Raw genomic sequence first — 22,341 nt, forward strand, 5'->3', positions numbered from 1 at the left:
AATGTTAAAATAGTATCAGGAACCATCCCTTCCCACACCCTGCTTCCGGACATAGGATTTAAAATATATTTATTTTTGCGTTAATTTGTGCTATATTATAAGGCCATAACTATACCTATGAAAAGCCCAGTGCCTACATTTTTGCCGGCATTATTGCCATTTACACTGCTAATCGCAGGGCTACTGTACAGCATCCGCGCCAATGGTCAGCAGGCCAATTTTACCTACACCGCATCCCCTGCCAGCCTTTGCGCCCCCACCACCATTTCATTACAGAACACCAGCTCCGGCTTTGCCCTTGCCTATAACTGGGACCTGGGCGATGGCACCACCTCGCATATAGCCAATCCGCAGGTGAGCTATACCCAGCCAGGTACCTACCGCATTACCCTGTCTGTGGATTATGCCAATGGCACCAGCCAGGTCTGGAAGGAGGTGACGGTGAACGCCTCCCCCACCGGGGCAGACTTTAGCGTAAACACCGCCAACAGCTGTAAGCCGTTTACTGCCATTTTTACTGACCATACACTAAATGCCACATCCCGCACGTGGGACTTTGGCGATGGTACGCCGTCCCAGACCACCAGCAGCGGCGCCGTATCGCACGCCTATACACGCACCGGCAATTTTACAGTAACATTGGTCGCCAGCAACGCTTTTGGCTGCTCGCAAACGGTCGTAAAACCTTCGCTGGTGAATATAGCCGTACCCATTATTGATATCAGCGGGACTAACCTGAACGGTTGTGCGCCGGTAACAGCCTCCCTGATGGCTAATGTTACCACCAACAATAACGACCCGGCCGCCCAATATGTATGGGCCTTTGGCGATGGTACCACCCAAACCACTACCACCGGCAATGTAAACCACACCTATAATGGCCTGGGGAACTTTAGCGTTACTGTTACCGCTACTACCCAGCAGGGCTGCGCCGCCTCCCTTACCACCGGTCAGATGGTGCGTACCGGTACCCGGCCATCTAACGTAAGCTTTACCGCCACCCCGGGCACCGCCTGCGCCGGCGATCCTATACGCCTGCTGGCCAATGCCAGCAATGCAGATACGTACAGCTGGGATTTTGGCGATGGTACTACGCAGGAAGGCCCTCAGAACGATATTACCCATGGATTCCGGAGCAACGGCAGTATTATGGTGCAGATGAAAGCCGGGCAGAATGGCTGTTTCACCGGCAGCGCTCCGGTAACGGTACAGATTACCGGGCCAGCGGCGCACTTCACGTATAGCCGCTCCTGCGCCAACCGCAACACTTTTTCCTTTACCAATACCACCAGCGCTGCCAACCCGGTTACTTATGAGTGGGATTTTGGTGATGGCAGCCCGCTGGAATACACCCGGGACGCTACCCATACCTATAGCCGTACCGGCAACTACACCGTACGTATGACAGTGAGGGAAACTACCGGTACCTGTACCAGCAGTGATTTCCAGACAGTGGCTTATTTCCGGCCGGATTTTAGTACCGGCATCAGCACCATCTGCCGGGGCAGCAATATCAGCTATGGGGTACTGAATGTGCCCCAGCAGCTGGCAGACCATTACAGCTGGCGGTTTGGAGACAACAGTCAGCAAAACTCCACCAGCCCGGATATTACCAAAGCCTACCAGCAAAGCGGCACTTTTACAGATACACTGATCATTTTCTATAAAGACCCGGCTGTATACTGCAACGATACCGTAGTAAAGGTTAACTATCTCACTATCATGGCCCCGGTGGCGTCCTTCACTATCGGGCAAGCCTGCGTGGAGCAACCGGTTATTTTCACTGATAAGTCCCAGACCTGGCCTAACATACCCCTTACCAACTGGACCTGGAACCTGGGGGGCGGCGTGGTTATCAGCACGCAAAACCCACCGCCTACCAAATACAGAGGGCCAGGCACCTTTCCTGTAACGCTGGTGATAACAGATGCCCGTAACTGCCGCGATTCCATTACCCAGCACATTACCGTACATCCAACGCCTTTTGTTACCATTGCCGCGCCCAGCTACAAGATCTGCGAGGGCAACAGCATTACGCTCAATACACAAACAGACGGTAACGTTATCTGGAGCCCAAACACCCAGCTAAGCTGCGTGAACTGCGTAAGCCCGGTAGCGAGCCCTGTTACTAATACCCAATACGTAGCTACCGCCAGCAATGCCTTTGGCTGCAGTGTAACCGACACCGTGAATGTTACCGTAGTGCCAGTGGTACAACTGGCCACCCGCCCGGATACTACCCTCTGTGTGGGCGGTTCCGTACAACTCACCGCCAGCGGCGCTGCCAGCTATACCTGGACGCCCGCCACCTACCTCACCGCTGCCAACATCAACAACCCGGTGAGCACCCCGGTACAGGATATCACCTACACCGTTACTGGCGTTAACGACGCCAGCTGTCCCAGCGCTAACCAACAGGTAACATTACACGTAAAGCCCCTGCCTACCGTAAATGCCGGACCGGACCAGACAGTGACCGCCGGTACCCGCGTACAGCTGGAAGCCAGCGGCAGCCCGGATATCACACAGTGGGAATGGATGCCCGGCAATGGCATAGACTGTCCTCACTGCCCCTTTACCCAGGCAGATGTACGTCAGCCAGGCAGCTACACTATAAAGGTTACCAATGTGGATGGCTGTACCAACAGCGATCTGGTGGATATTCACCTGGTATGCGACCGGAACGAAGTATACATTCCAAACGCCTTCAGCCCCAATGGGGACGGCCAAAACGATATTTTTTATCCTCGCGGAAAAGGAGTTAACTTTATCAAATCCTTCCGCATATTTAACCGTTGGGGACTGGAAGTATTTAAACGGGAAAACATTAACATAGAAGATATTAGTGCCGGATGGAACGGCGCCTATAAAAACCAGCCGCAACCGGCCGAAGTTTACATCTACGTAATAGAGGCCAGATGCGACAGTAATGAGATGTTCGAGCTGAAGGGAAATGTGACTTTATTAAGATAATTTTTTAAACCCATACCCTATGAAAAGACTGTTACGCAGCCTGCTGCTAATGGTTATTACAGGAACCTGTGCCCTGACGCCGGCCCGTGTAGCCGCGCAGGATATACATTTATCCCAGTTCTATGAAACGCCCATCTTACGTAACCCGGCTCTCATCGGCATCTTCAATGGCGATGTGCGCGTACAGGCGGTATACCGCAACCAGTGGAACAGCGTTACCGTTCCTTACCAGACAGGCAGTATCAGTGGGGAAATGAAGTTCCCGGTAGGTATGAGCAATAACTTCGTTACCGCTGGCCTCCAGATGACATACGACCGCGCTGGCACCTCCCGCCTGCAGTCTGTACAGGTATTACCAGCATTCAACTTCCATAAATCGCTGAGCGAGGATAAAAGCAGCTTCCTTTCCCTGGGTGTTATGGGCGGCATTGTACAACGCCAGTTTGATCCCACCCACCTGACTTTCAACAACCAATATACCAATGGCCGTTTTGATCCCTATGCGCCTACCGGCGAAGATGGCCGGCTGGCCCTGCGGGGATATGCCTACCTGGATGCAGGCATAGGTCTTAGCTACAACGGCACCCTGGGCGAAAACACCAACTTCTTCCTGGGCGCCGCAGCATTTCACCTCAATAGGGCCAAGGTTTCCTTTTATAAAGACGACGGTATAGAGCTGGATATGAAATTCACTATCAATGCTGGTATTACCGTACCGGTATCTGAAAATGTAAAGGTGATAGCCCAGTATAACGAACTGCACCAGGGCGCCTACAGTGAGTTTATCGGCGGCGCGCTCGTGGGTTACGGCCTCCTGGACCAGGGCCTGGAGTCTGACCGGGGCATCTACGGCGGCCTTTTCCTCCGCTGGAACGATGCCGTAGTGCCCACCATCAAGCTGGATATGGGCAGCTGGGAAGTTGCCACCAGCTACGACGCTAACATCTCCGCCCTGCGCACCGCCAGCCAGAGCTTTGGCGGTTTTGAGATCTCCCTGGTATTCAAAAGCTTCCTGAACAGCCGGAACAGTACCCTGGAAAGCACCAACTGCCCGCGGTTCTGAGAAAGGCCGCAGGGGCCGGCCAAATGGGACAGCCGTGGAAAGCATGCTTAGGAAACCGCGAAGGACTTGCCAGCCTGCAGTCCGTAACAGCCCCGCCAGCTTGCCGTTCGCGAAAGACCTGCCGGCTCGTAGCCTTTAACCGGTAAGGCTAAAAAAGCTACCCGCAATAGCTTATTTTTGCACCTCAACACCGTTTTACTATTCACACCTGGAAAATTATTAAACTATGAGTCTGACAGTAGGAACCAAAGCACCGGAATTTGCTTTATTCAATACAGAAAAGCAAAAAGTATCCCTGGGCGACTATCAAGGCAAGAACCTGGTGATCCTGTTCTTCCCGATGGCATTCACCAGCACCTGCACCGCAGAGCTGTGCTCCATCCGTGACAGCATCAGCGTCTACAACGACCTGAATACGGACGTAGTAGGTATTTCTGTAGATTCCCCCTTTACCCTGGGCAAGTTCAAGGCAGAACAGCAACTGAACTTCCCCCTGTTATCAGACTTTAACAAGGAGGCCTCCCAGGCATACGGCGCTTTCTATGACACCTTTGTGCTGGAACTGAAGGGCGTATCCAAAAGGGCCGCCTTTGTGGCTGATAAAGACGGGAACCTCCGTTATGCGGAAGTGCTGGAGAAGGCTTCTGATCTGCCTGATTTTGAAGCTATTAAGCAAACCTTAGCCGGCCTGCAATAAAATGGATGGCAAACCGTTAAAATTTTTCTAAAAAACGGCGGCAGGCCATCATTTTGGCCTGCCGTTTGTTACTTTTATAGTGTAATTCTATCGGAAATTAAATCGAGTAATATTTGAAAAAATCTTTATCTTTATAATACTATGTGGAAAACCTCTACCCTACTATTTATTTGCTTACTAAGCCTTTTATCCCTGGGAGGTATGGCACAAAGCGCCAAGACGCTGCCTGCTACTGACTCAGAGGGTAACAGCAAGATCGTGAAACTATATCCCAACCCCGCTACCAGCCGCATTAATTTTCAAATTCAACAGCATAATAACGACAAGGTTTACGATATTATTGTTTACAACTTCCTTGGTAAAAAGATAGACCAGCTGAAGAACGTGATCGGGACTACCTATATGGACCTGGGCTCTTACTACAGCGGGGTATACATCTTCCAGCTCCGGGACCGCGATGGCAACCTGGTAGAATCTGGCAAGTTCAATGTAGTGAAGTAATATAGCTGCCTTACAGCAACAAAAATATCAGTAAAGCATATACGCTTTACTTTTTTTGTGCCCATACGTTTCCTCCTCCTTCCCCTCTATTACGATACTTCTACGATCAGAAATTTCAGGTACGTAGTGTTCTCAATATTCCACAAAATGGGATGGTCCTGTGCCTGCGTTTGAAAGGTTACCTGGCGCAGCTTCTTCTTGGCGTCTTTGGCAGCCATGTCAATGATCTCCAGGAACAGGGAAGGCGGTACCAGGTTGGTACAGGACGCCGTTACCAGGAACCCGCCCGGTTTCAGCAGCTTCATACCCCGGAGGTTGATCTCTTTGTACCCGGTAATGGCCTTCTGGATGTTCTCCCGGCTTTTGGTAAAGGCCGGCGGATCCAGGATCACCACATCGAATTGTTTATCTTCCTTGCTCCACTGCTTCAGCACATCAAAAGCATTCACCGCCTGGAACTTGCAGATATCCTCCAGGTTATTCAGCTGGGCGTTACGGCGGGCCGTATTCACAGCGTGTTCGGAGATGTCCAGGCCCAGTACGCTCTTAGCGCCATAGCGCCCCGCGTGGCAGGAGAAGGTGCCGGTATAACAGAAGGCTTCCAGCACATCTGCCCCGTTTACGATATGCTGTATGGCCCGGCGGTTATCCTGCTGATCCAAGAAATAGCCCGTTTTCTGGCCATTCTCAATATCTACATGGAACTGCAGGCCGTTTTCCTTGAGGATGATATTGGTATCGAAAGGCTCGCCAAGGAACCCTTTCTGTTGGGACAGGCCCTCCAGCTCGCGTACCGGCACATCATTACGCTCATAAATGCCTTTAGGCTTAAAAATGCTGTTCAGCGCATCTACGATAGCGCCTTTCCAGCGGTCCATACCCAGGGCCAGCGTCTGCAGTACAAAATAGTCGTTGAATTTATCGATGATGAGGGCCGGCATTTCATCTGCCTCGCCAAAGATGAGGCGGCAGTTTTCTACATAACCCAGCTTTTTACGGTATTCCCAGGCTTTCAGGAGGCGGCGGTGAAAGAAAGCCGCATCTATGGTCTCCTCTTTATCGCGGGTAAGCAGGCGCACCAGTATCTGGGATTGGGGGTTTATATACCCCCTGCCTACAAAAAAGCCCTGATGGGTAAAGACGTCTACGATATCCCCTGCATTTACAGGTCCTTCTATCTGTCCTACTTCATTGCCAAACACCCAGGGATGCCCCTGTAATACACGGTTCTGTATCTTTTTTTTTAAAAATACCTTGGTCATTGTCGTTTATAAAGAGGTGCAAAGGTAGGGATTAGCTGTTAGCTTTTAGCATTTAGCCTTTAGCTGTTAGCAGGCGGCCCGATAGCGGTAAACTGCTAAATGCTAAAAGCTAACCGCCAAAAGCTAATGTCAAATTGTCCGCTGGAAGCACGTTGGCAAAATAATTGTCCGTTGTAAATTTGCAGTTTAAGCAAAACCATTTTACCATCATGACAGAAAAAGAAAAAGATATTCGGACAGACAGTCAGGACGCTCAAAACGGTCAACAGGCTCAACAAGAGCAGGTAGATACAGCAAATGCGGGCGCAGACAAGCTGCCGGAAGAGGATGCGCTGGACAAGAAGCAGCGTGAACTGGATGAAATGCGGGACAAGTATCTGCGTTTGGTGGCAGAATTCGACAATTTCAAGAAACGTAACGCCAAGGAACGTATAGAACTGATGCAGACCGCCAACAAGGAAGTGATCATTTCGCTGCTGGATGTGCTGGATGATAGCGACCGTGCCTCCAAACAGCTGGAAACCTCCACAGATATCAACATTATCAAGGACGGCGTAACGCTGGTATTCAATAAATTGAAGTCTACTTTGCAAGCCAAGGGCCTGAAACCTATGGAAAGTCTGCAAACGCCATTTGACGCGGACCTGCATGAGGCCATTACCGAGATACCCGCTCCCACAGAAGCATTGAAAGGAAAAGTACTGGACGAATTACAGAAAGGCTATTACCTGAATGACAAGTTGATCCGTCATGCCAAGGTAGTAGTAGGCAAATAAGCGTGACGTAATGACATACCTATACCGTATGTTTTCCCGTCATTTGCGCATCACCACAACTGATCACGCCGGGTTATGCCCGGCTTTAAGCGATAAAGCATGTCTACCAAGCGAGATTATTACGAAATACTGGCCGTTGCCAAAACCGCTTCCCAGGATGAGATAAAAAAAGCCTACCGTAAGGTGGCAATGCAATATCACCCTGACCGGAATCCCAACAACAAGGAGGCGGAGGAGAAATTCAAGGAGGCTGCGGAAGCCTACGAGATCCTCAGCGATCCTGACAAACGCGCGCAGTATGACCGCTTTGGTCATTCCATGGGCGGCAACCGTGGCGGCTATGGCGGCGGTGGCATGAACATGGATGATATCTTCTCCAACTTCGGTGATATCTTCGGAGAGGATATCTTTGGCAGCTTCTTTGGCGGCCAGCGCAGTGGCGGCGGCGGACGCCGTGGCAGAGGTACCCGGGGCTCCAACCTGCGGGTGAAGATCCGCCTCACCTATGAGGAGATCGCCAAAGGCGCTAACAAAAAGATCAAAGTAAAGAAATATGTGCCCTGCGCCACCTGTAACGGCCTGGGCGCAAAGGATAAGAACGCTTTCCAGACCTGTAATACCTGCGGCGGCTCCGGCCAGGTACGGAAGGTAACACAAACCTTCCTGGGCCAGATGCAAACCGTAACCACCTGTCCTACCTGCGCGGGCGAAGGCCAGATCATCACCAGCAAATGCGGCCACTGTAAAGGTGAAGGCCGTGTTTATGGCGAAGAAATGGTAAGCATAGACATCCCGGCAGGCGTACAGGAAGGCATGCAGCTGAGCATGAGCGGCAAGGGTAATGCCGGCGAAAGAGGCGGCGCCCCCGGCGATCTGCTCATCCTGATAGAGGAAGAACCACATCCGGAACTGCACAGGGATGGGCTTAACATCGCCTATGACCTGCACATCTCCTTCCCGGACGCTGTGTTTGGCACCCAGGTAGAAGTACCCACCATCGATGGTAAGGCCAAGATCAAGATCCCGGCCGGTACCCAGAGCGGTAAGATCTTCCGCCTCAAAGGCAAAGGTTTCCCCTCCGTAAACTCTTACGAAAAAGGCGACCAGCTGATCCATGTAAACGTATGGACGCCGCAACACGTCACCCCGGAGGAAAAAACCATGCTGGAAAAAATGCAAACGGCGGAGAGCTTTCAACCTAACCCGGAGAAATCTGAGAAAGGTTTCTTTGATAAAGTAAGGGATATTTTTAGCTGATAATAAGCGCCAGGTAACTGGCCACAGAACATATGCAAAGGGGCTGGCCACTATTATGGTCAGCCCCTTTTTCAACTCCCTGTACCCGCCGCTTTTAATGCCCGATACCTGTCGCTTTCAATTCCCCGTATCTGCTTTTAATGCTCTATAGCTGCCGCGTACCCCCGCTTCAATCAAGTCCATACAGCCGCCGGTCACCGAACCTGTTTATTTCCCCTTGTACACGCGCCAACTGTAACCGCCGGTTGTCAAAACAACGCCATGCAGCCACCACAACGGCGCCGCGCAGCCCGCCCCACTCCCCTGTCCGCGCATTTCATGCCGCCGCATTTCTGCCTTTTACCCGGAATGTTTAATTTGCGCCCCTATGACGGATGCTTCCAAGTTCACCATGTTCGAAAACCGGCTGACAAAGGTGTTCCGCCATCTGCACAAAACGGCAAGGCGGCAAAATATTACCTGTTACCGGGTGTATGATGATGATATACCGGAATTCCCCTTCAGCATTGAAATATATGAGCAATATGTTTACCTGGCTGAGTACCAGCGCCGCCACCACATGGAGGAGGAAGCGCATGAGGCCTGGCTGGAGGAATGTATAGCCGTAGTATCCAAAGTGCTGGAAATACCTATGGAGAACATCTTCATCAAACAGCGGCAGCGCAAGGAAAACCGGCAAAGCCAGTATGAGAAGCTGTCTTTTGAAAAACACGAGATCGTAGTACAGGAAGCCGGCCTTAAATTTAAAGTGAACCTGAGCGATTACCTGGACACCGGCCTGTTCCTGGATCACCGGACTACCCGGGGGATGGTACGCAGCGAGGCAGCAGGCAAACGGGTACTGAACCTGTTCTGCTACACCGGCTCCTTTTCCGTGTATGCAGCAGCAGGCGGCGCCAGCAACGTTACCTCTGTAGATCTCTCCAAAACCTACCTGGCCTGGGCGGAAGAGAATATGCACCTGAATGGTTTTACCGGCGATGCCCATCAGTTCGTACATGCGGATGTGCTGCAGTACCTGGATACCTTAGCACCTGGCTCCTTTGACCTGGTGGTAGTAGACCCTCCTACTTTTTCCAACAGCAAGCGTATGAAGGATTTCCTGGATATACAACGGGACCATGTAAGCCTGCTGAATAAGGTGCTGGCAGCTACCAGCCCGGGCGGCCTTATCTATTTTAGCAATAACTACCGGCGTTTTGTGCTGGAGGAGGATCAGATCAAAGCCAGTTCCATTAAGGATATCACTTCACAAACATTACCTTTTGATTTTCAGCAGAAGATGATCCGCAAGTGTTACCGGATCATAAAGTAGTTGCTGTTAACCAATGATTATCACTTTTCTGCTGGATAAATTGCTAGTATCGCGCCCGTCTGTGCATTAAGTACAGGTTTGTTTAATCTTTAACCAAAAAGGTAAATTATTATTTACTTAATTTGGTTAACCTAGTAAATAAAAGTTTACCTTTGCAATAAGACGGGCGATGAAATGTTCGGAACTGCTAAGATATCTGCAAAGACAAGGCTGGATAGTACACAGGGTTGGCAAAGGAAGCCATAAAATACTGTTGCATCCTGATAAAAAAGACATTGAGATCGTTTTCCCGGATCACGGCTCACATGAAATAGCAAAAGGGCTGGCTTGTAAAATATTAAAACAGGCCGGTTTGCAGTAAATGCAATGCCGGTGTTTTAACTGCCCATGAATAGTTGATCATCCGCCAGGTGTACGGGGTTAGCTATGCAGATAATCGGCTATGCGTATGATTGGCCGTACAGATGGCTGATCGTGCAGGTAGTTAATCGCGCAGATAGCTAGTTGTACGGATCGTTAGCTCTAACACTCAATTATAATAATAATCAGCATGAAAAAGATCTCATTCATAGTAGAAAAAACAACCACCGGATTTTCTGCGTATGCCGCAGATTTTGAGAAAACGCCCGTTGGCACAACAGGAAAGGATATGCCTTCCTTAAAACGTAATATCATTGATGCGCTCAATTTGTATCGCCAGCACAAAGGGTTAAAACCAGCCACCAATAAAGATGTTACTGTTATACTGGATCTTCAGCAATTCTTTGAGTATTACCAGGAAATTAACGCCAAATCCCTTTCCCAGCGCATTGGTATGAACCAAACATTGTTATCCCAATACATCAACGGCATCAAAAAACCTTCTGCCAAACAGATAAATAAAATACTGGCTGGTGTAAGAGCGCTGGGGCAGGAGCTTATACAGTTAGAATTTGCCTAAGCATACATCTTTACATGATATCAACATGTGTTTATGCCATATCTGCACGTGCAAAAGCACTGGCGTAAACGCTTTTAGAACCAGCGTTGGCCTGAACAAGCGCCTCGTTCCGGCATTCTACTTCACATTCCCGGATTTCTTGAGCTCCTTCACCAGCTTCAGGAACTCCCTCCGGTAACCTTCCCTATCAACCCCCAGGGACTTTTTTGCGATGTTTAGCACCATGTTCGCATTGCCAGCCCCTTTGTAGCTGGACTTACGCAATAGCATACCCAGCAGGGCCACGGAACTGGCAAACCGGAAATCAGTAGGCGCATCCTCAAAGGAGGCAGCTTTATTGGGTATATCCAGGTGCAGGTTATGTTCTTCTGTATCTGACGGCTCCCGGTACCAGAGTTTTACCTGTCCCAGCAGGGTATCTGCTACTACGGTATCCTCGCGGGGGATGATCTCGTAGAGGGCTACGGCGCTGTGACCGGCCCCTATGATGCCGCCATCCAGCTTATCGCCGTTGGTATTATCTTCCTTGAGCACTTTATTCTCGTATCCTATCAGGCGGTAGGACTTCACCACAGCGGGGTTGAACCATACCTGCGCCCGGGCGTCCTTGGCTACCGTAAACAGGGTACTGCCAAATTCACGGGCAAAGATCTTGTTGGCCTCTTCCAGGTTATCGATATAGGCAAAATTACCATTGCCTTTGCTGGAGAGGGCTTCCAGCTTTGAGTCCTTATAGTCGCCCATACCAAACCCCAGGCAGGTAAGCAGCACCCCGCTCTCCTTCTTCTGCATGATCAGCTCTTCCATTTCATGATCGCTGGTTTGTCCTACGTTAAAATCGCCGTCAGTAGCCATGATCACCCGGTTATTACCGTCCGGTATAAAGTTCTCTACGGCAATCTGGTAGGCCAGTTTGATGGCTGCCTCGCCGGCGGTAGCCCCGCCTGCGCTCAGGTAGTCAATGGAGTTCAGGATCTTCTCTTTCTGGTCGCCGGAGGTAGCGGGCAGTATTACGCCAGGAGTACCGGCATAGGCCACAATGGCCACTTTATCCTTGGGGCGCAGGTTGTTTACCAGCACCCGGAAGGCAGCCTGCAGCAAGGGCAGCTTATTTTGCGTGCCCATGGAACCGGATACATCTATCAGGAATACCAGGTTACTGGCGGGCAGGCTGTTGATATCCACCTGTTTGGCCCGTACGGCTATCTGCAGCAGTTTATGCGCAGGTTCCCAGGGGCAGGCGGCGTACCGGCTATGAACGGCCAGCAGCTGGTCATCTTCCGGCAGGGGGTAATTGTAGTGGAAGTAGTTCACCATTTCCTCTATACGCACCGCATCCGGGGGCACTGGCTCTTTCAGGTGAATGAAACGGCGGATATTACTATAGGCGGCGCGGTCCACATCCAGGGCAAAATTGGAAATGGCGCTTTTCATCGTCTCTACATATTTATTCTCGTAGATGGTACCGTAGGTCTCATCAAACACCGTGCGGATGCCCATACCTACATTGCCGTAATTGGGATTGGAGCTGTGTGCAAAGCGGGCTTTGGCCTTTGCTTTGGCCATGGCAATATCGGTTTCTGCGGCGCCTTTATCCTTTGGGATCATGGCCACCAGCATACGGGTATAATTTTCTATGGCAACGGTACGGCTGAGGTATTTGGGGTGTTCAAATAAAAGATGGGTACCGTTGGGCGGTATTACGATCCGGAAGAGGCCATAGTTGTTGGTGGTTACCCTTACCGTATCATTTATAACGCTCACGGTTACCCCGGGCAGGGGATTATGGGTGATACTGTCTTCTACCGCTCCCGACACCCATTTTGTTTGCGCGCCCGCAGGTACAGTGGATAATATGCAAAAAAGCAGAACGAGGAGCACCCGCATGCTCTAAAAGTAGTAATTAAGGACGAATAACCTGTATTATTCCCCCTTAATTATATTCATGCTAGGCATTTTCTATGAGCTGGTAGATCTCCGGCAGGTTACGCCCCAGGCCATCGTAATCGAGGCCATATCCCAGGAGGAACTTATTGGGCACGGAAAAACCCAGGTAATCGATCTTAATGGGGTATACAAGGGCTTCCGGTTTGGTGAGCAGGGCCGCTATCAGCAGCTTTTTAGGCTGCTGGTGCTCCAGCTGGGGCAGGAACTGGTTCAGCGTTTTGCCGGTATCCACAATATCTTCCAGGATCACTACCGTACGGCCGTACAGGTCCTCGTCCAGGCCAATGGCCGTTACCACATTGCCCGTGGATTTGGTGCCTTTGTAAGACACCAGCTTAATGAACGATATTTCCGCGTCTATGGTCAGGTATTTGAACAGGTCTGCCGCAAAACAGAAAGACCCATTGAGGATGGCGATAAAGAGGGGTCTCTCCCCCGCCAGGTCTTTATTGATCTGCGCAGCCAGTTCCTGTATACGCAGCTGCAGCTCCGTGGCGCCAATATATGGCTGAAACTCTTTATCATGCACCTTAACAACGGACATAGCAAATGGTGGATTTATACGTTAACGTTATTTACCTACCAGCAAACGCTGGCCGATCTTAATATCTGTATTCTGCAGGTTATTCCATTCCTGCAGCTGGGTAATGCTGATGTTATAGCGTTTGGCAATACCATAAGCGGTTTCCTTGGGCTGCACCTCGTGATACTGCGGACCACGGGCAGGCGCTGGCGCGGGGCGTTGTACAACAGGGGGGGCCGTTTGTGCGGGAGGCGGCGTGGGCCGCTGCACTACGGGCGGCGCTGGCACTGGAGCAGCAGGTACGGGGCTCACAGGCGTAGTATTGGCAGGCGCCTGGGACTGTCCGCCGCCATTGCCATTCTTACCCATATTCTTCAGGTCCTCGATCATGCCGGCCGGTATGCCTCCCTGGCTCTGTGTGCCGGTAGTGGCCGGCGGAGGAGCAACAGGCGTTGGATTGCGGGTGGGCTGGGGCTGCTCTTTGGGAACACCCTGGCCTTCATCGCTTAATGAATAATTTTCCGCATCCGGATCTGCCGTAGGCGTGCTTTTAGCCAGTTTGGGCATTACATTGGCATAACCATCCAGGGCTAGTTTTTCGCCTACAGCGGGCTCCTGGCCTTCTTTCATCTTATTACGGCGGCGCAGCCATTTAAGCTGTACGCCTTCTATTTGTGATACGGCATACATGGTTTCTCCGGCTTCTACCACGTGGTAATCGTCCTTGCCTTTTTTGCCTTTCTTTTCCAGGTAGATGAACATGTCTGTAGACAGCGGGCCATCATCCTTCAGGTCATTATAGCCCAGCAGCCTGCTAAGACGTTTACCGTATTTATCTGCTATCTGGATCAGCGAGGTACCCGCCGGTACATATAATACCTTGCGGTTATTGATCTCAAAAACGCCTTTGGGATAGCTGATCGGTTTAGATGGTTTGCTGGCCGTGGTAGCTGGTTTACCGCCGGCTTGGCTGACAGGGCGGCTGCTATACGGCGGCGCCTGGTTAGCGCTGCCGGCGCCGGATTTTACCAGCCCCTCTCCTTCCAGCGTGTATTGCTGCAGGTTATTATCTTCTATGATCTTGATGAGCTGCTGCGGATAAGTGGTGCTGGTAGCGTACCCCGCCTGTTTAAGGCCATAGGCCCAGGATTTATAATCCTCCTGGTTAAACTGGAACAGGAATGCGTAGCGGGGGTTATTCTTCAGGAATTCAGAGTGATCATGATAGGACGCTGCCACGGTAGTATACTTACGGAAACACTCCTGCGCGGCGTCATCATCATAATGCACGGTTTCGCCTACCCAATTGTTCTTACACTTGATACCAAAATGGTTGTTGGAATTAAGACACAGCCAGCCATTACCGCTCTGGGTTTCCAGGATGCCCTGGGCCAGCTTAATGGAGGCGGGAATACCGGACTGGCGCATTTCATCCACAGCAATATCCTTGTACTTGGCAATATATTGCTGTGTTGTCATGGTTTGCGCTTTCAACACAGACATGCAGCCAATAAGAAAACTGACCACTACACAAAATTTCCTTACTTGCATGAATTCGAATTTAACGGACAAAATATAATGTGCTAATGTGCTGATATGCTAATGTGCTAATGATGGTGAAAATCATCGCTTCAATGCATTAGCATATTAGCACATTAGCATATCAGCACATTAGCTGATCTTTCTAATCATCAGCAGGCCATCCCTAATGGTAAGCAACAGCTGTTCTGCGCGGCCATCTGCCTGCACTTTTTCACAGAACTGTATCATGGCTTTGGCATTGGTGCTCTGCAGGGAAGCGTCTTCCATAACTTCGCCATGGTACAGCACATTATCTGCCAGGATATAACCGCCGGGGCGCAGCTTATCCCATACGAGATCATAATACTGCGCATAACCCTGTTTATCTGCATCGATAAAAACCAGGTCAAATGTTTCCTGTAATTGCGGGATAATCTCGGCGGCCTTGCCTATATGCAGCTGTATCTTGTGTGCCAGTCCTGCTTCACGGAAATAGCGTTGGCATATCTCTTCCCGTTCTTCATTAATGTCCAGTGTGTATAGCAGTCCGTCATCTGTTAAACCCTGTGCCAGGCATATAGCAGAGTAACCGGTATAAGTGCCTATCTCCAATATCCGGCGGGGCCGTATCATATGGCTGACCATGGACAGGTATTGCCCCTGCAGGTGCCCGCTTAACATATGCGGTTGTTCCACCTTCAGGTAAGTTTCACGGTTCAGACGACGCAGCACCTCCGTTTCCGGGCTGGTGTATTTTTCTGCAAATGCATTCACTGCTACAGGAATAACGTCCATATGCAAGAAAAAATTTCTGCAAACATATGAAAATTAGTCGTTAGTTGACAGCCGGCAGCCCTCCGTAATGCCTGCGGTCCATCATAAAACCGCATTATTACCAGGGGTTGCCGCTGCACTAACGACTATTGTATCCTGACAAATAAATTCTTTTAGAAATTGGGCCGGAGCTTATTGGTGGTATAGAATACACGGAAATATTCCACCACTTCATCCGCGGTATCGAACAGCTGCAGCAGGCCAAGATCTTCCGGGTTGATGTTGCTTTCTTTTTCCATCATCACCGTGCGGATCCACTCCAGCAGGCCGCTCCAGTATTCTTTGCCTACCAGTACCATGGGGGTTTCCGTCATCTTTTTGGTCTGTATGAGGGTGGCTACTTCAAAGAACTCGTCCATGGTGCCAAAGCCGCCGGGCATCATCACAAAGCCCTGCGCATATTTGGTGAACATCACCTTGCGCACAAAGAAGTAATCGAAATGGATGTTCTTGTCGTGATCAATAAAGGTGTTGGGGTATTGTTCATGCGGCAGTGTGATATTCACCCCTACTGACTTGCCTTTAGCCATCTGCGCGCCTTTATTGGCCGCTTCCATTACGCCGGGGCCACCGCCGGAAATGATTCCGAAGCCGTCTTCTGCCAGGCGGCGGGCTATCTCTACCGTAAGATCGTAATATTTATGTCCGGGTTTAGTACGTGCGGACCCGAATACTGAGATACAGGGGCCCAGTTTAGAAAGGGACTCAAAGCCTTCTACAAACTCGGCCATGATCTTAAAGATCTGCCAGCTGGAATGCGCGCGGGTTTCTGTCCAATCCCTCTCTTTCAAGTTTTTTAAAGTACCATTATGCATTGTTCAATTATATTGATTACTACCAGGCAATTTAGCCATTTCAGCGCTGGTTTTGGCCTCAAAAGGCAAAAAATATTGACAAACGCCCCTGCTTTATTGGTGTAGGCAGACTCCAAACTTTTGTTATTTTTGATACTTATCACTTAAACCATCCGCATGTCAGCCACCTTATTATTCACGTTAGTCATCGCCTATTTCTTAGTACTATTAGCTGTGGCCTGGGTTACCAGCCGCAATTCCAATAATGATTCCTTCTTCATTGGCAACCGTAACAGTAATTGGATGCTGGTAGCCTTTGGTATGATAGGCACCTCGCTGAGCGGGGTAACCTTTGTAAGCGTACCCGGTACGGTAGGCAGTGATGGCTTTAATTATCTGCAGGTGGTGATCGGTTATTTTATTGGCTATTTTATTGTGGCGTTTATACTGCTGCCGCTCTATTACCGGCTGAACCTGACTTCCATCTATCACTATCTGGCGCAGCGTTTTGGGCTGGTGGCCTATAAAACGGGGGCCTTGTTCTTTATACTCTCCCGTACGGTGGGCGCCACGGCCAGGTTGTACCTGGTGATCAACGTGCTGCAGCTGTTCATACTGGATAACCTGCACGTGCCTTTCTGGCTAACCACTTTTGTGATCCTGCTGATGATATTGCTGTATACTTTTGAAGGCGGCGTAAAGACCATTGTATTTACAGATACCCTGCAAACCACTTTTATGCTGTTAGGACTGGTGGTATGCATTCTCTATATCACGCACCAGCTGGGCTTTTCTTTCAGCCACGCGCTGGAAGTATTAAATGCGAAAGGGTATACCCATGTATTCAATACAGATGTAAATAGCAGGAACTTCTGGCTTAAACAAATATTGGGCGGGGCTTTCATTACCGTGGGTATGACGGGGCTGGACCAGGAGATGATGCAGAAGAACATCAGCGTAAAAACACTGGGCGGCTCGCAGAAGAACATGATCACTTTCTCTGTTATACTGGTGGTGGTGAACCTGCTGTTCCTGCTACTGGGCGGCTTGCTGTATGTATTTGCAGAAAACGGAGGCATTGGTATTAAAGGGGATGATCTTTTCCCCACTGTTGCGCTTACCCACCTGCCACCGGTGATCTCCTTTGTATTCATCATTGGTTTGATCTCTGCCCTGTTCCCCAGTGCGGATGGCGCTTTAACGGCGCTTACCTCCTCTTTCTGTATTGATATCCTGGGCCTCAGGAAAAGGGATGACCTGGATGAAAAAGGCAAGAAGAAAACACGGCGCGTTGTACATCTTAGTTTTACGGTGATCTTTTTCCTCTGTGTGATGATCTTTAAATGGATCGATAGTAAATCCATCATTGGTTTTATCCTGCAGATAGCCGGGTATACCTATGGCCCCCTGCTGGGTTTGTTTGCTTTTGGCATATTCACCCGCAGGCCGGTACGGCAGGGTTATGGCGTGCTGGTTGTTTGCCTGGCGGCGCCCGTGATTTGTTATATCATCAGTGAGAATGCGGCCCGCTGGTTTGGCGGTTTCAAGATAGGGATTGAGCTGCTGATCCTGAATGCCATGATCACGTATGCCGGGTTATTAATTATTTCGGAGGAAAGGCAATTTGTAAAGAAAAAGAAGAAGAGACCGTTGCAGCAGTAATAAAGAGACTGTTAATTTGACTGTTTAACGCGCCGTATTCGATAAACATACAAAGGTCAAAGTTTAAATTACAATGCTGTTCGCCAAAACATTAATAAGCTGTAAGAGAAGGCTGATCGCGCATGCATATGGTGGCGCTGCATAATAAAAATAATTGAGGTGAAGCATGAAGGGACAGGCCTTTGGTGCTTCACCTTTCTTACATAAAAAGAGCAGGTAACTTGACAGAAACCTGCTTTACATTTAACACGTTATGAACGTGCAGCCGCTTATCAGATAAGCAACTGCATTATCTTCTTTCTAAAGTCAGCAAATATTTTTAATGTTTACGGGCGGAACTGTTATAACAACCGTTTATTATACACAATGTCTTTTTACCTCTCTGTACAGAAATGCTTTGGTGCCTTCGCAGAATTAAAACGGGTTAGTGGCAAATGGTATCTGATCTGCCTGGTGCATAATAACGTGGTTTGTACAAAAATTACCAATAATGTAGCTTAAAACCTAATTTTTTATTAAAAAGTTTTGTTTCCCTCCCTTCAGCGGCATAGTAATATGGCCCCATATAAACTGCCCTGCAAGCCCCTCCGGCAAGGTTATTTCCGCTGATACGCCTTTACCGTCTGTACCCGTTCGTTTAAGACTCACTGTTATATTTCCCAGCGGGTGCGGCATGGTGCCGCTCACCTCCTGCAGCGCTCCCATTGCCGGCTGGATCTTCACGGCTGCAAAGCCCGGTTTAGCGGGCATGATACCGCAAATGGTGGCCAGGAAATCATAATTGGGGCTGGCGCTCCAGGCATGACAGTCTGAACGGGTAGGCTCCGGGTTCTCTGCAAAAGTGGTAAGGCCCATATCCAGCATATCACGCCAGGGCTTAAGCTGGGCGTAATACAGGTTAGCCATGCCTGCTTTCTTTAATGCCAGGTTCAGGTAAAAGCGATAATAGAAAGTCGCCTGGCTCAGGCTGGTATCTTCCAATACCCGTTGCAACACTACCTTTTCCTGGTTAACAGGCACCGCGCCGGACAGCACCGCCATAATACTGGCGTGCTGGCTGAATGTATTGCGTTTCGGCGTATTGGCCATTTCGTTACGCGCCTTATCAAAACACAGATCATATGTGCCTTTGTTAAGCGTAGCAGCCAGCTGCCGGTAATGCTCCGCATCCTGTTGTTTGCCGTAATGTGCAAACAGGGCGGCGGCCTGCTGCAGCGTATAGGTGTACTGTAAGGTGATCACGGAAGAGTTGCCATCTGTAGCGCCATCCGGCGTACCGCCGGGGAAAGCGTGGTTCCAGTCTGTAAAGCCCCACCAGTCCATAGGCCCCAGGATATGTTTTTGCTGGTCGATATGGCGCTCGTACCAATCCAGCACACCGCGCACCGCGGTAAAGTATTGTTGTATAAAGGCATCATCTTTACGGTGCATCCAGTAGTCGTAGATCATGGATACCCAGTACAGGGAGAAAGGCGGTATCACCTGCAGGCGGTTACTGGGATAACGGCCCTGGGTAAGTCCTTCCGGCACGCGGGAGCAGTAGAAATCGTGGATAGCCTTCCGCATCAGCCGGTCATCGCCGGTTACATACAGGGAGATGAGGGACTGTATACGGGTATCGCCTTCATACTGCAGCTGCTCATAGTAAGGACAGTCGAAATAGGTTTCGCCGGCGCAAAGACGGGCGGTACGCCAGCCTACATCCCAGATCTGCTTAAGGGAAGCATCGTTGCTGGTAAAGCTGGCTTTTTGCACAAAAGGGTAACCGGTATAACTGCCCTGCAGGTCGTTAATGACCAGGGGCTGGCTGCCGGTGGTGATATCCAGTTGCAGGTAGCGGTAGGTACGTACCCATAATGGGCGGAAGTGCCGCTGTTCCCCGCCATCCGGTTCAAAGATGTCATAGTTGCCCAGTATCTCGCGGCCTTCGATCTCGTTGCGGTTGCCTTTTTTATGATCGTGGAAAAGGGCTTCCGCATAGGTCATCTTTACGGTGCTGCCGGCGCCCTGGCTCACTACCAGCTCCGGGTAGGCTACGGTGTTAAAGGTCTGATCCAGCAGTATACTTACTGTTTTATTGGCGGGGATGGTAAGCGCGGCCTTGCCGGTCAGGAAATCATCTGCCGCCGTAATGCCGGTGGCCCGGCGTACCTTTTGCAGGCGCTGGGGCGTTTCTTCCATAAGGGGGATAGTGCGCGGCGCCAGGCTCCAGAAATTATCTGAGCCCTGGCCTACGGGCGATGGGCTGGTAACATGCACAGCCGCCGGCCAGCTGCTATCGTCATAGGCAGGCTGCTCCCAGTTCCAGGGATAGTCCGCCGCCTTTACATGATCGCCGGGGCCGGTGACCATATAGGTGTGCAGTCGCTGCCCGTTATCAATAGAGCAGGGCGTATAAGCCTTATCGCTGAACACCTTCCAGGTTTTATCAGTATTGGCGGCTTTTTCGTTCTCCGTATCGCCCTGCAATACAAACCCTGTTTGATTGGTTACCTGGGCCACCGGGGCATATACGCCCATATTCCAGACCAATGCGGCCAGCGTGTTAGCGCCTGCCTGCAGGTAAGGGGCCAGATCCACCGTTTCAAAGTTCCAGTTGTAAAGATCACCGCGGGCGGGGCCGCTGCATACCGGATGGCCGTTCACAAATAAACGGTAACGGTTGTCTGCGGATACATGCACAATGTAGCGCCCTGGTTTAGCCGCCAATGTGAGGGCCTTGCGGAAATGATATACCCCATATTCGCGCTGTGCTGCGCCAGGGGCGGAGACCCAGGAAGCTTTCCAATGATCTTTTAATAAGGAGGGGTTTACCGGCAGATCCTGGGCGGATACCTGCATAGATAAAAAAGACAAGAATAACAGAGTTATTAGTCGCTGCATACCGTGGAATTTGAACCTTGAAATAGCAATTTGTTGTTGCTAAAGTTAAGGCGTTGGATGGGTTTATTGTCCCATAGTGTCCTAGTGGTAGCTATTAGTTTTTAGCGGTTAGTGGTCAGCTTTCAGCGGTCAGTAATTAACTGTAGTAGTTAGCGCTTAGCTACAACCTGCCGGCTATTTCTTCTGTCAGGCCAAAGGCCAGCGTCATACCTGCGCCGCCAAAGCCGTTGATGATCATCACATTCTTTTCCGGCTCCAGCTGCAGATTAGTATGGCCATTGGTTAGCTTGGGATAGATGCCATGCCAGCGCTCATCGATAGAGAGATCCGGCGCCTGCAGAAAGGTATGCATATAATCCAGGATCAGCTGGTTGATGAATTCCTTATCAAAGGGCGGAAAATCCGGGCCATACTCATGAGAATCTCCCAAGGTAAGCTCTCCTTCCCCATTCTGTGATACCAGTACGTGCACGCCCCATTGCAGGTATTCCGGCATACTGGCCTGCATACGTTGTTTAAGGGCAGGTAAGGTAGAGCAGGTATTAAAAGCAGCATAGTGCAGCAAGGTAAGCCCGGCACAAAGAGCGGGCCCCAGGGCCCATTTATCGGGTTGAGGGGCGGTACGCATCATCTGCAGCTTGCACTTTATGATAGCTGTTTGTGCAAACTCCCGGGGGTAAAGGGTCTCAAAGTCTGCGCCACTACATACAAATACCTGGTCTGCTTTCCATTGCTCGCTAACAGTTTCGATATACGGCATACTGATACTGTTAACGGCAGTACTGAAACGTATGGTTACGCCATATTTTCCCTGTAGATGCGCTGCTATAGCGGCGCTGGCCTCGCGGGGATTCACGGTCATCTCCGTAGGGCTGTACATAGCACCCAGCAGGCCGGTAGTTTTAACGGCCTCACTGCGGGCCGCTACCTGGGCTGCCGTAAGAAGGGTACAATCATAACCATTGGCAGGCGCGGCTTGTGTAAACTCTTCCAGCACGGCCAGTTCATCGGGGGCATAGGCCAGGTGCAGGGAGCCTGTTTCCTGGCACTGGAGACCGGTAGCGGCAGCCATCTCTTTCCAGATACGGCGGCTGGCCATGGCACGCTGGTAATGGACGCCAGCCTGCTGACCAATGGGCCATATAAGGCCAAAATTGCGGATAGACGCGCCCAGGGCGCGGCTATTGCGCTCAAATATCACTACCTGTTTACCTTGTTTCGCCATTTGGTAAGCGATGGCCAAACCGGCTATCCCCGCGCCAATAACGGCTACGTCTGCGTGCTTCATAATAATGTGCTGATGTGCTAATGTGCTAATGTGCTAATGTACCGATGTGCAAATGTGCAGATGTTGCTATGCTGGAATTGGTGATAGACTGATACTGCATTAGCA

The 22,341-nt window shown here is 50.4% G+C and carries 18 protein-coding genes; 10 read left to right on the top strand and 8 right to left on the bottom strand.

Annotation, left to right across the window (positions count from 1 at the left end; translation table 11 throughout):
* The first annotated feature begins 117 nt into the window (after positions 1–117).
* The 4 genes from F0L74_RS30465 to F0L74_RS30480 all read left to right on the top strand — a co-directional run bounded on the left by F0L74_RS30465 (position 118) and on the right by F0L74_RS30480 (position 5,234).
* Positions 118–2,973 (top strand): PKD domain-containing protein, encoded by a 2,856-nt coding sequence (locus F0L74_RS30465; RefSeq protein WP_149841656.1) that lies wholly within the window; start codon positions 118–120, stop codon positions 2,971–2,973.
* A 19-nt stretch (positions 2,974–2,992) separates the two neighbouring features.
* Positions 2,993–4,036 (top strand): PorP/SprF family type IX secretion system membrane protein, encoded by a 1,044-nt coding sequence (locus F0L74_RS30470; protein WP_149841657.1) that lies wholly within the window; start codon positions 2,993–2,995, stop codon positions 4,034–4,036.
* Between the two features lie 226 nt (positions 4,037–4,262).
* A complete protein-coding gene (locus F0L74_RS30475) occupies positions 4,263–4,733 on the top strand; it encodes a redoxin domain-containing protein (RefSeq protein ID WP_149841658.1) in 471 nt (156 codons plus the stop codon).
* A 201-nt stretch (positions 4,734–4,934) separates the two neighbouring features.
* The gene (locus F0L74_RS30480) at positions 4,935–5,234 is read left to right on the top strand and encodes a T9SS type A sorting domain-containing protein (protein ID WP_188316233.1); all 300 of its coding nucleotides are present in this window, start codon (positions 4,935–4,937) and stop codon (positions 5,232–5,234) included.
* Positions 5,235–5,323: 89 nt separating this feature from the next.
* Here the strand turns inward: F0L74_RS30480 and F0L74_RS30485 are convergent, their stop codons facing one another.
* Positions 5,324–6,496 (bottom strand): class I SAM-dependent rRNA methyltransferase, encoded by a 1,173-nt coding sequence (locus tag F0L74_RS30485; RefSeq protein WP_149841660.1) that lies wholly within the window; start codon positions 6,494–6,496, stop codon positions 5,324–5,326.
* 209 nt (positions 6,497–6,705) lie between these two features.
* Here F0L74_RS30485 and F0L74_RS30490 point away from each other — a divergent pair, with 209 nt between their 5' ends.
* The 5 genes from F0L74_RS30490 (at position 6,706) to F0L74_RS30510 (ending at position 10,784) form a co-directional block, all read left to right on the top strand.
* On the top strand, positions 6,706–7,272 hold the full coding sequence (locus tag F0L74_RS30490; protein ID WP_149841661.1) for a nucleotide exchange factor GrpE: 567 nt from the start codon (positions 6,706–6,708) through the stop codon (positions 7,270–7,272).
* A gap of 99 nt (positions 7,273–7,371) precedes the next feature.
* Positions 7,372–8,529 carry a molecular chaperone DnaJ gene (gene dnaJ / locus F0L74_RS30495; protein ID WP_149841662.1) on the top strand — a complete coding sequence of 386 codons (1,158 nt, stop codon included), beginning with the start codon at positions 7,372–7,374 and terminating at the stop codon, positions 8,527–8,529.
* A 367-nt stretch (positions 8,530–8,896) separates the two neighbouring features.
* Entirely contained in the window at positions 8,897–9,844 is a 948-nt protein-coding gene (locus tag F0L74_RS30500; RefSeq protein WP_149841663.1) for a class I SAM-dependent methyltransferase, read from the top strand.
* A 169-nt stretch (positions 9,845–10,013) separates the two neighbouring features.
* Entirely contained in the window at positions 10,014–10,205 is a 192-nt protein-coding gene (locus tag F0L74_RS34195; RefSeq protein ID WP_149841664.1) for a type II toxin-antitoxin system HicA family toxin, read from the top strand.
* Between the two features lie 189 nt (positions 10,206–10,394).
* On the top strand, positions 10,395–10,784 hold the full coding sequence (locus F0L74_RS30510) for a helix-turn-helix domain-containing protein (RefSeq protein ID WP_149841665.1): 390 nt from the start codon (positions 10,395–10,397) through the stop codon (positions 10,782–10,784).
* Positions 10,785–10,901: 117 nt separating this feature from the next.
* Here the strand turns inward: F0L74_RS30510 and F0L74_RS30515 are convergent, their stop codons facing one another.
* From F0L74_RS30515 to F0L74_RS30535, 5 genes are all read right to left on the bottom strand, one after another.
* Positions 10,902–12,602 (bottom strand): YfbK domain-containing protein, encoded by a 1,701-nt coding sequence (locus tag F0L74_RS30515; RefSeq protein WP_188316234.1) that lies wholly within the window; start codon positions 12,600–12,602, stop codon positions 10,902–10,904.
* A gap of 130 nt (positions 12,603–12,732) precedes the next feature.
* On the bottom strand, positions 12,733–13,275 hold the full coding sequence (hpt, locus tag F0L74_RS30520) for a hypoxanthine phosphoribosyltransferase (protein ID WP_149841667.1): 543 nt from the start codon (positions 13,273–13,275) through the stop codon (positions 12,733–12,735).
* Between the two features lie 27 nt (positions 13,276–13,302).
* Complete coding sequence (locus F0L74_RS30525) at positions 13,303–14,805, bottom strand: glucosaminidase domain-containing protein (protein WP_149841668.1); 1,503 nt, start codon at positions 14,803–14,805, stop codon at positions 13,303–13,305.
* Between the two features lie 120 nt (positions 14,806–14,925).
* Positions 14,926–15,570, bottom strand: a complete 645-nt coding sequence (locus tag F0L74_RS30530) for an O-methyltransferase (RefSeq protein ID WP_149841669.1) — start codon at positions 15,568–15,570, stop codon at positions 14,926–14,928.
* Positions 15,571–15,722: 152 nt separating this feature from the next.
* Positions 15,723–16,400: an LOG family protein gene (locus tag F0L74_RS30535; protein ID WP_246197863.1), complete on the bottom strand. Its 678-nt coding sequence runs from the start codon at positions 16,398–16,400 to the stop codon at positions 15,723–15,725.
* Positions 16,401–16,580: 180 nt separating this feature from the next.
* Here F0L74_RS30535 and F0L74_RS30540 point away from each other — a divergent pair, with 180 nt between their 5' ends.
* Positions 16,581–18,065, top strand: coding sequence for a sodium:solute symporter (locus F0L74_RS30540; protein WP_149841671.1), 1,485 nt, complete (start codon positions 16,581–16,583; stop codon positions 18,063–18,065).
* 504 nt (positions 18,066–18,569) lie between these two features.
* Here the strand turns inward: F0L74_RS30540 and F0L74_RS30545 are convergent.
* Positions 18,570–20,921 (bottom strand): alpha-L-rhamnosidase-related protein, encoded by a 2,352-nt coding sequence (locus tag F0L74_RS30545; RefSeq protein ID WP_213087110.1) that lies wholly within the window; start codon positions 20,919–20,921, stop codon positions 18,570–18,572.
* 187 nt (positions 20,922–21,108) lie between these two features.
* The gene (locus tag F0L74_RS30550) at positions 21,109–22,236 is read right to left on the bottom strand and encodes a TIGR03364 family FAD-dependent oxidoreductase (RefSeq protein ID WP_149841673.1); all 1,128 of its coding nucleotides are present in this window, start codon (positions 22,234–22,236) and stop codon (positions 21,109–21,111) included.
* Between the last annotated feature and the right edge of the window lie 105 nt (positions 22,237–22,341).

Source organism: Chitinophaga agrisoli, assembly GCF_008386695.1.
GTDB classification, from domain to species: domain Bacteria; phylum Bacteroidota; class Bacteroidia; order Chitinophagales; family Chitinophagaceae; genus Chitinophaga; species Chitinophaga agrisoli.

Excerpts from the sequence above, each read along its gene's own strand:
- F0L74_RS30465 (WP_149841656.1), top strand. The coding sequence starts at position 118 with ATGAAAAGCCCAGTGCCTACATTTTTGCCGGCATTATTGCCATTTACA.
- F0L74_RS30470 (WP_149841657.1), top strand. The coding sequence starts at position 2,993 with ATGAAAAGACTGTTACGCAGCCTGCTGCTAATGGTTATTACAGGAACC.
- F0L74_RS30475 (WP_149841658.1), top strand. The coding sequence starts at position 4,263 with ATGAGTCTGACAGTAGGAACCAAAGCACCGGAATTTGCTTTATTCAAT.
- F0L74_RS30480 (WP_188316233.1), top strand. The coding sequence starts at position 4,935 with ATGGCACAAAGCGCCAAGACGCTGCCTGCTACTGACTCAGAGGGTAAC.
- F0L74_RS30485 (WP_149841660.1), bottom strand. The coding sequence starts at position 6,496 with ATGACCAAGGTATTTTTAAAAAAAAAGATACAGAACCGTGTATTACAG.
- F0L74_RS30490 (WP_149841661.1), top strand. The coding sequence starts at position 6,706 with ATGACAGAAAAAGAAAAAGATATTCGGACAGACAGTCAGGACGCTCAA.
- dnaJ (WP_149841662.1), top strand. The coding sequence starts at position 7,372 with ATGTCTACCAAGCGAGATTATTACGAAATACTGGCCGTTGCCAAAACC.
- F0L74_RS30500 (WP_149841663.1), top strand. The coding sequence starts at position 8,897 with ATGACGGATGCTTCCAAGTTCACCATGTTCGAAAACCGGCTGACAAAG.
- F0L74_RS34195 (WP_149841664.1), top strand. The coding sequence starts at position 10,014 with ATGAAATGTTCGGAACTGCTAAGATATCTGCAAAGACAAGGCTGGATA.
- F0L74_RS30510 (WP_149841665.1), top strand. The coding sequence starts at position 10,395 with ATGAAAAAGATCTCATTCATAGTAGAAAAAACAACCACCGGATTTTCT.
- hpt (WP_149841667.1), bottom strand. The coding sequence starts at position 13,275 with ATGTCCGTTGTTAAGGTGCATGATAAAGAGTTTCAGCCATATATTGGC.
- F0L74_RS30525 (WP_149841668.1), bottom strand. The coding sequence starts at position 14,805 with ATGCAAGTAAGGAAATTTTGTGTAGTGGTCAGTTTTCTTATTGGCTGC.
- F0L74_RS30530 (WP_149841669.1), bottom strand. The coding sequence starts at position 15,570 with ATGGACGTTATTCCTGTAGCAGTGAATGCATTTGCAGAAAAATACACC.
- F0L74_RS30540 (WP_149841671.1), top strand. The coding sequence starts at position 16,581 with ATGTCAGCCACCTTATTATTCACGTTAGTCATCGCCTATTTCTTAGTA.
- F0L74_RS30550 (WP_149841673.1), bottom strand. The coding sequence starts at position 22,236 with ATGAAGCACGCAGACGTAGCCGTTATTGGCGCGGGGATAGCCGGTTTG.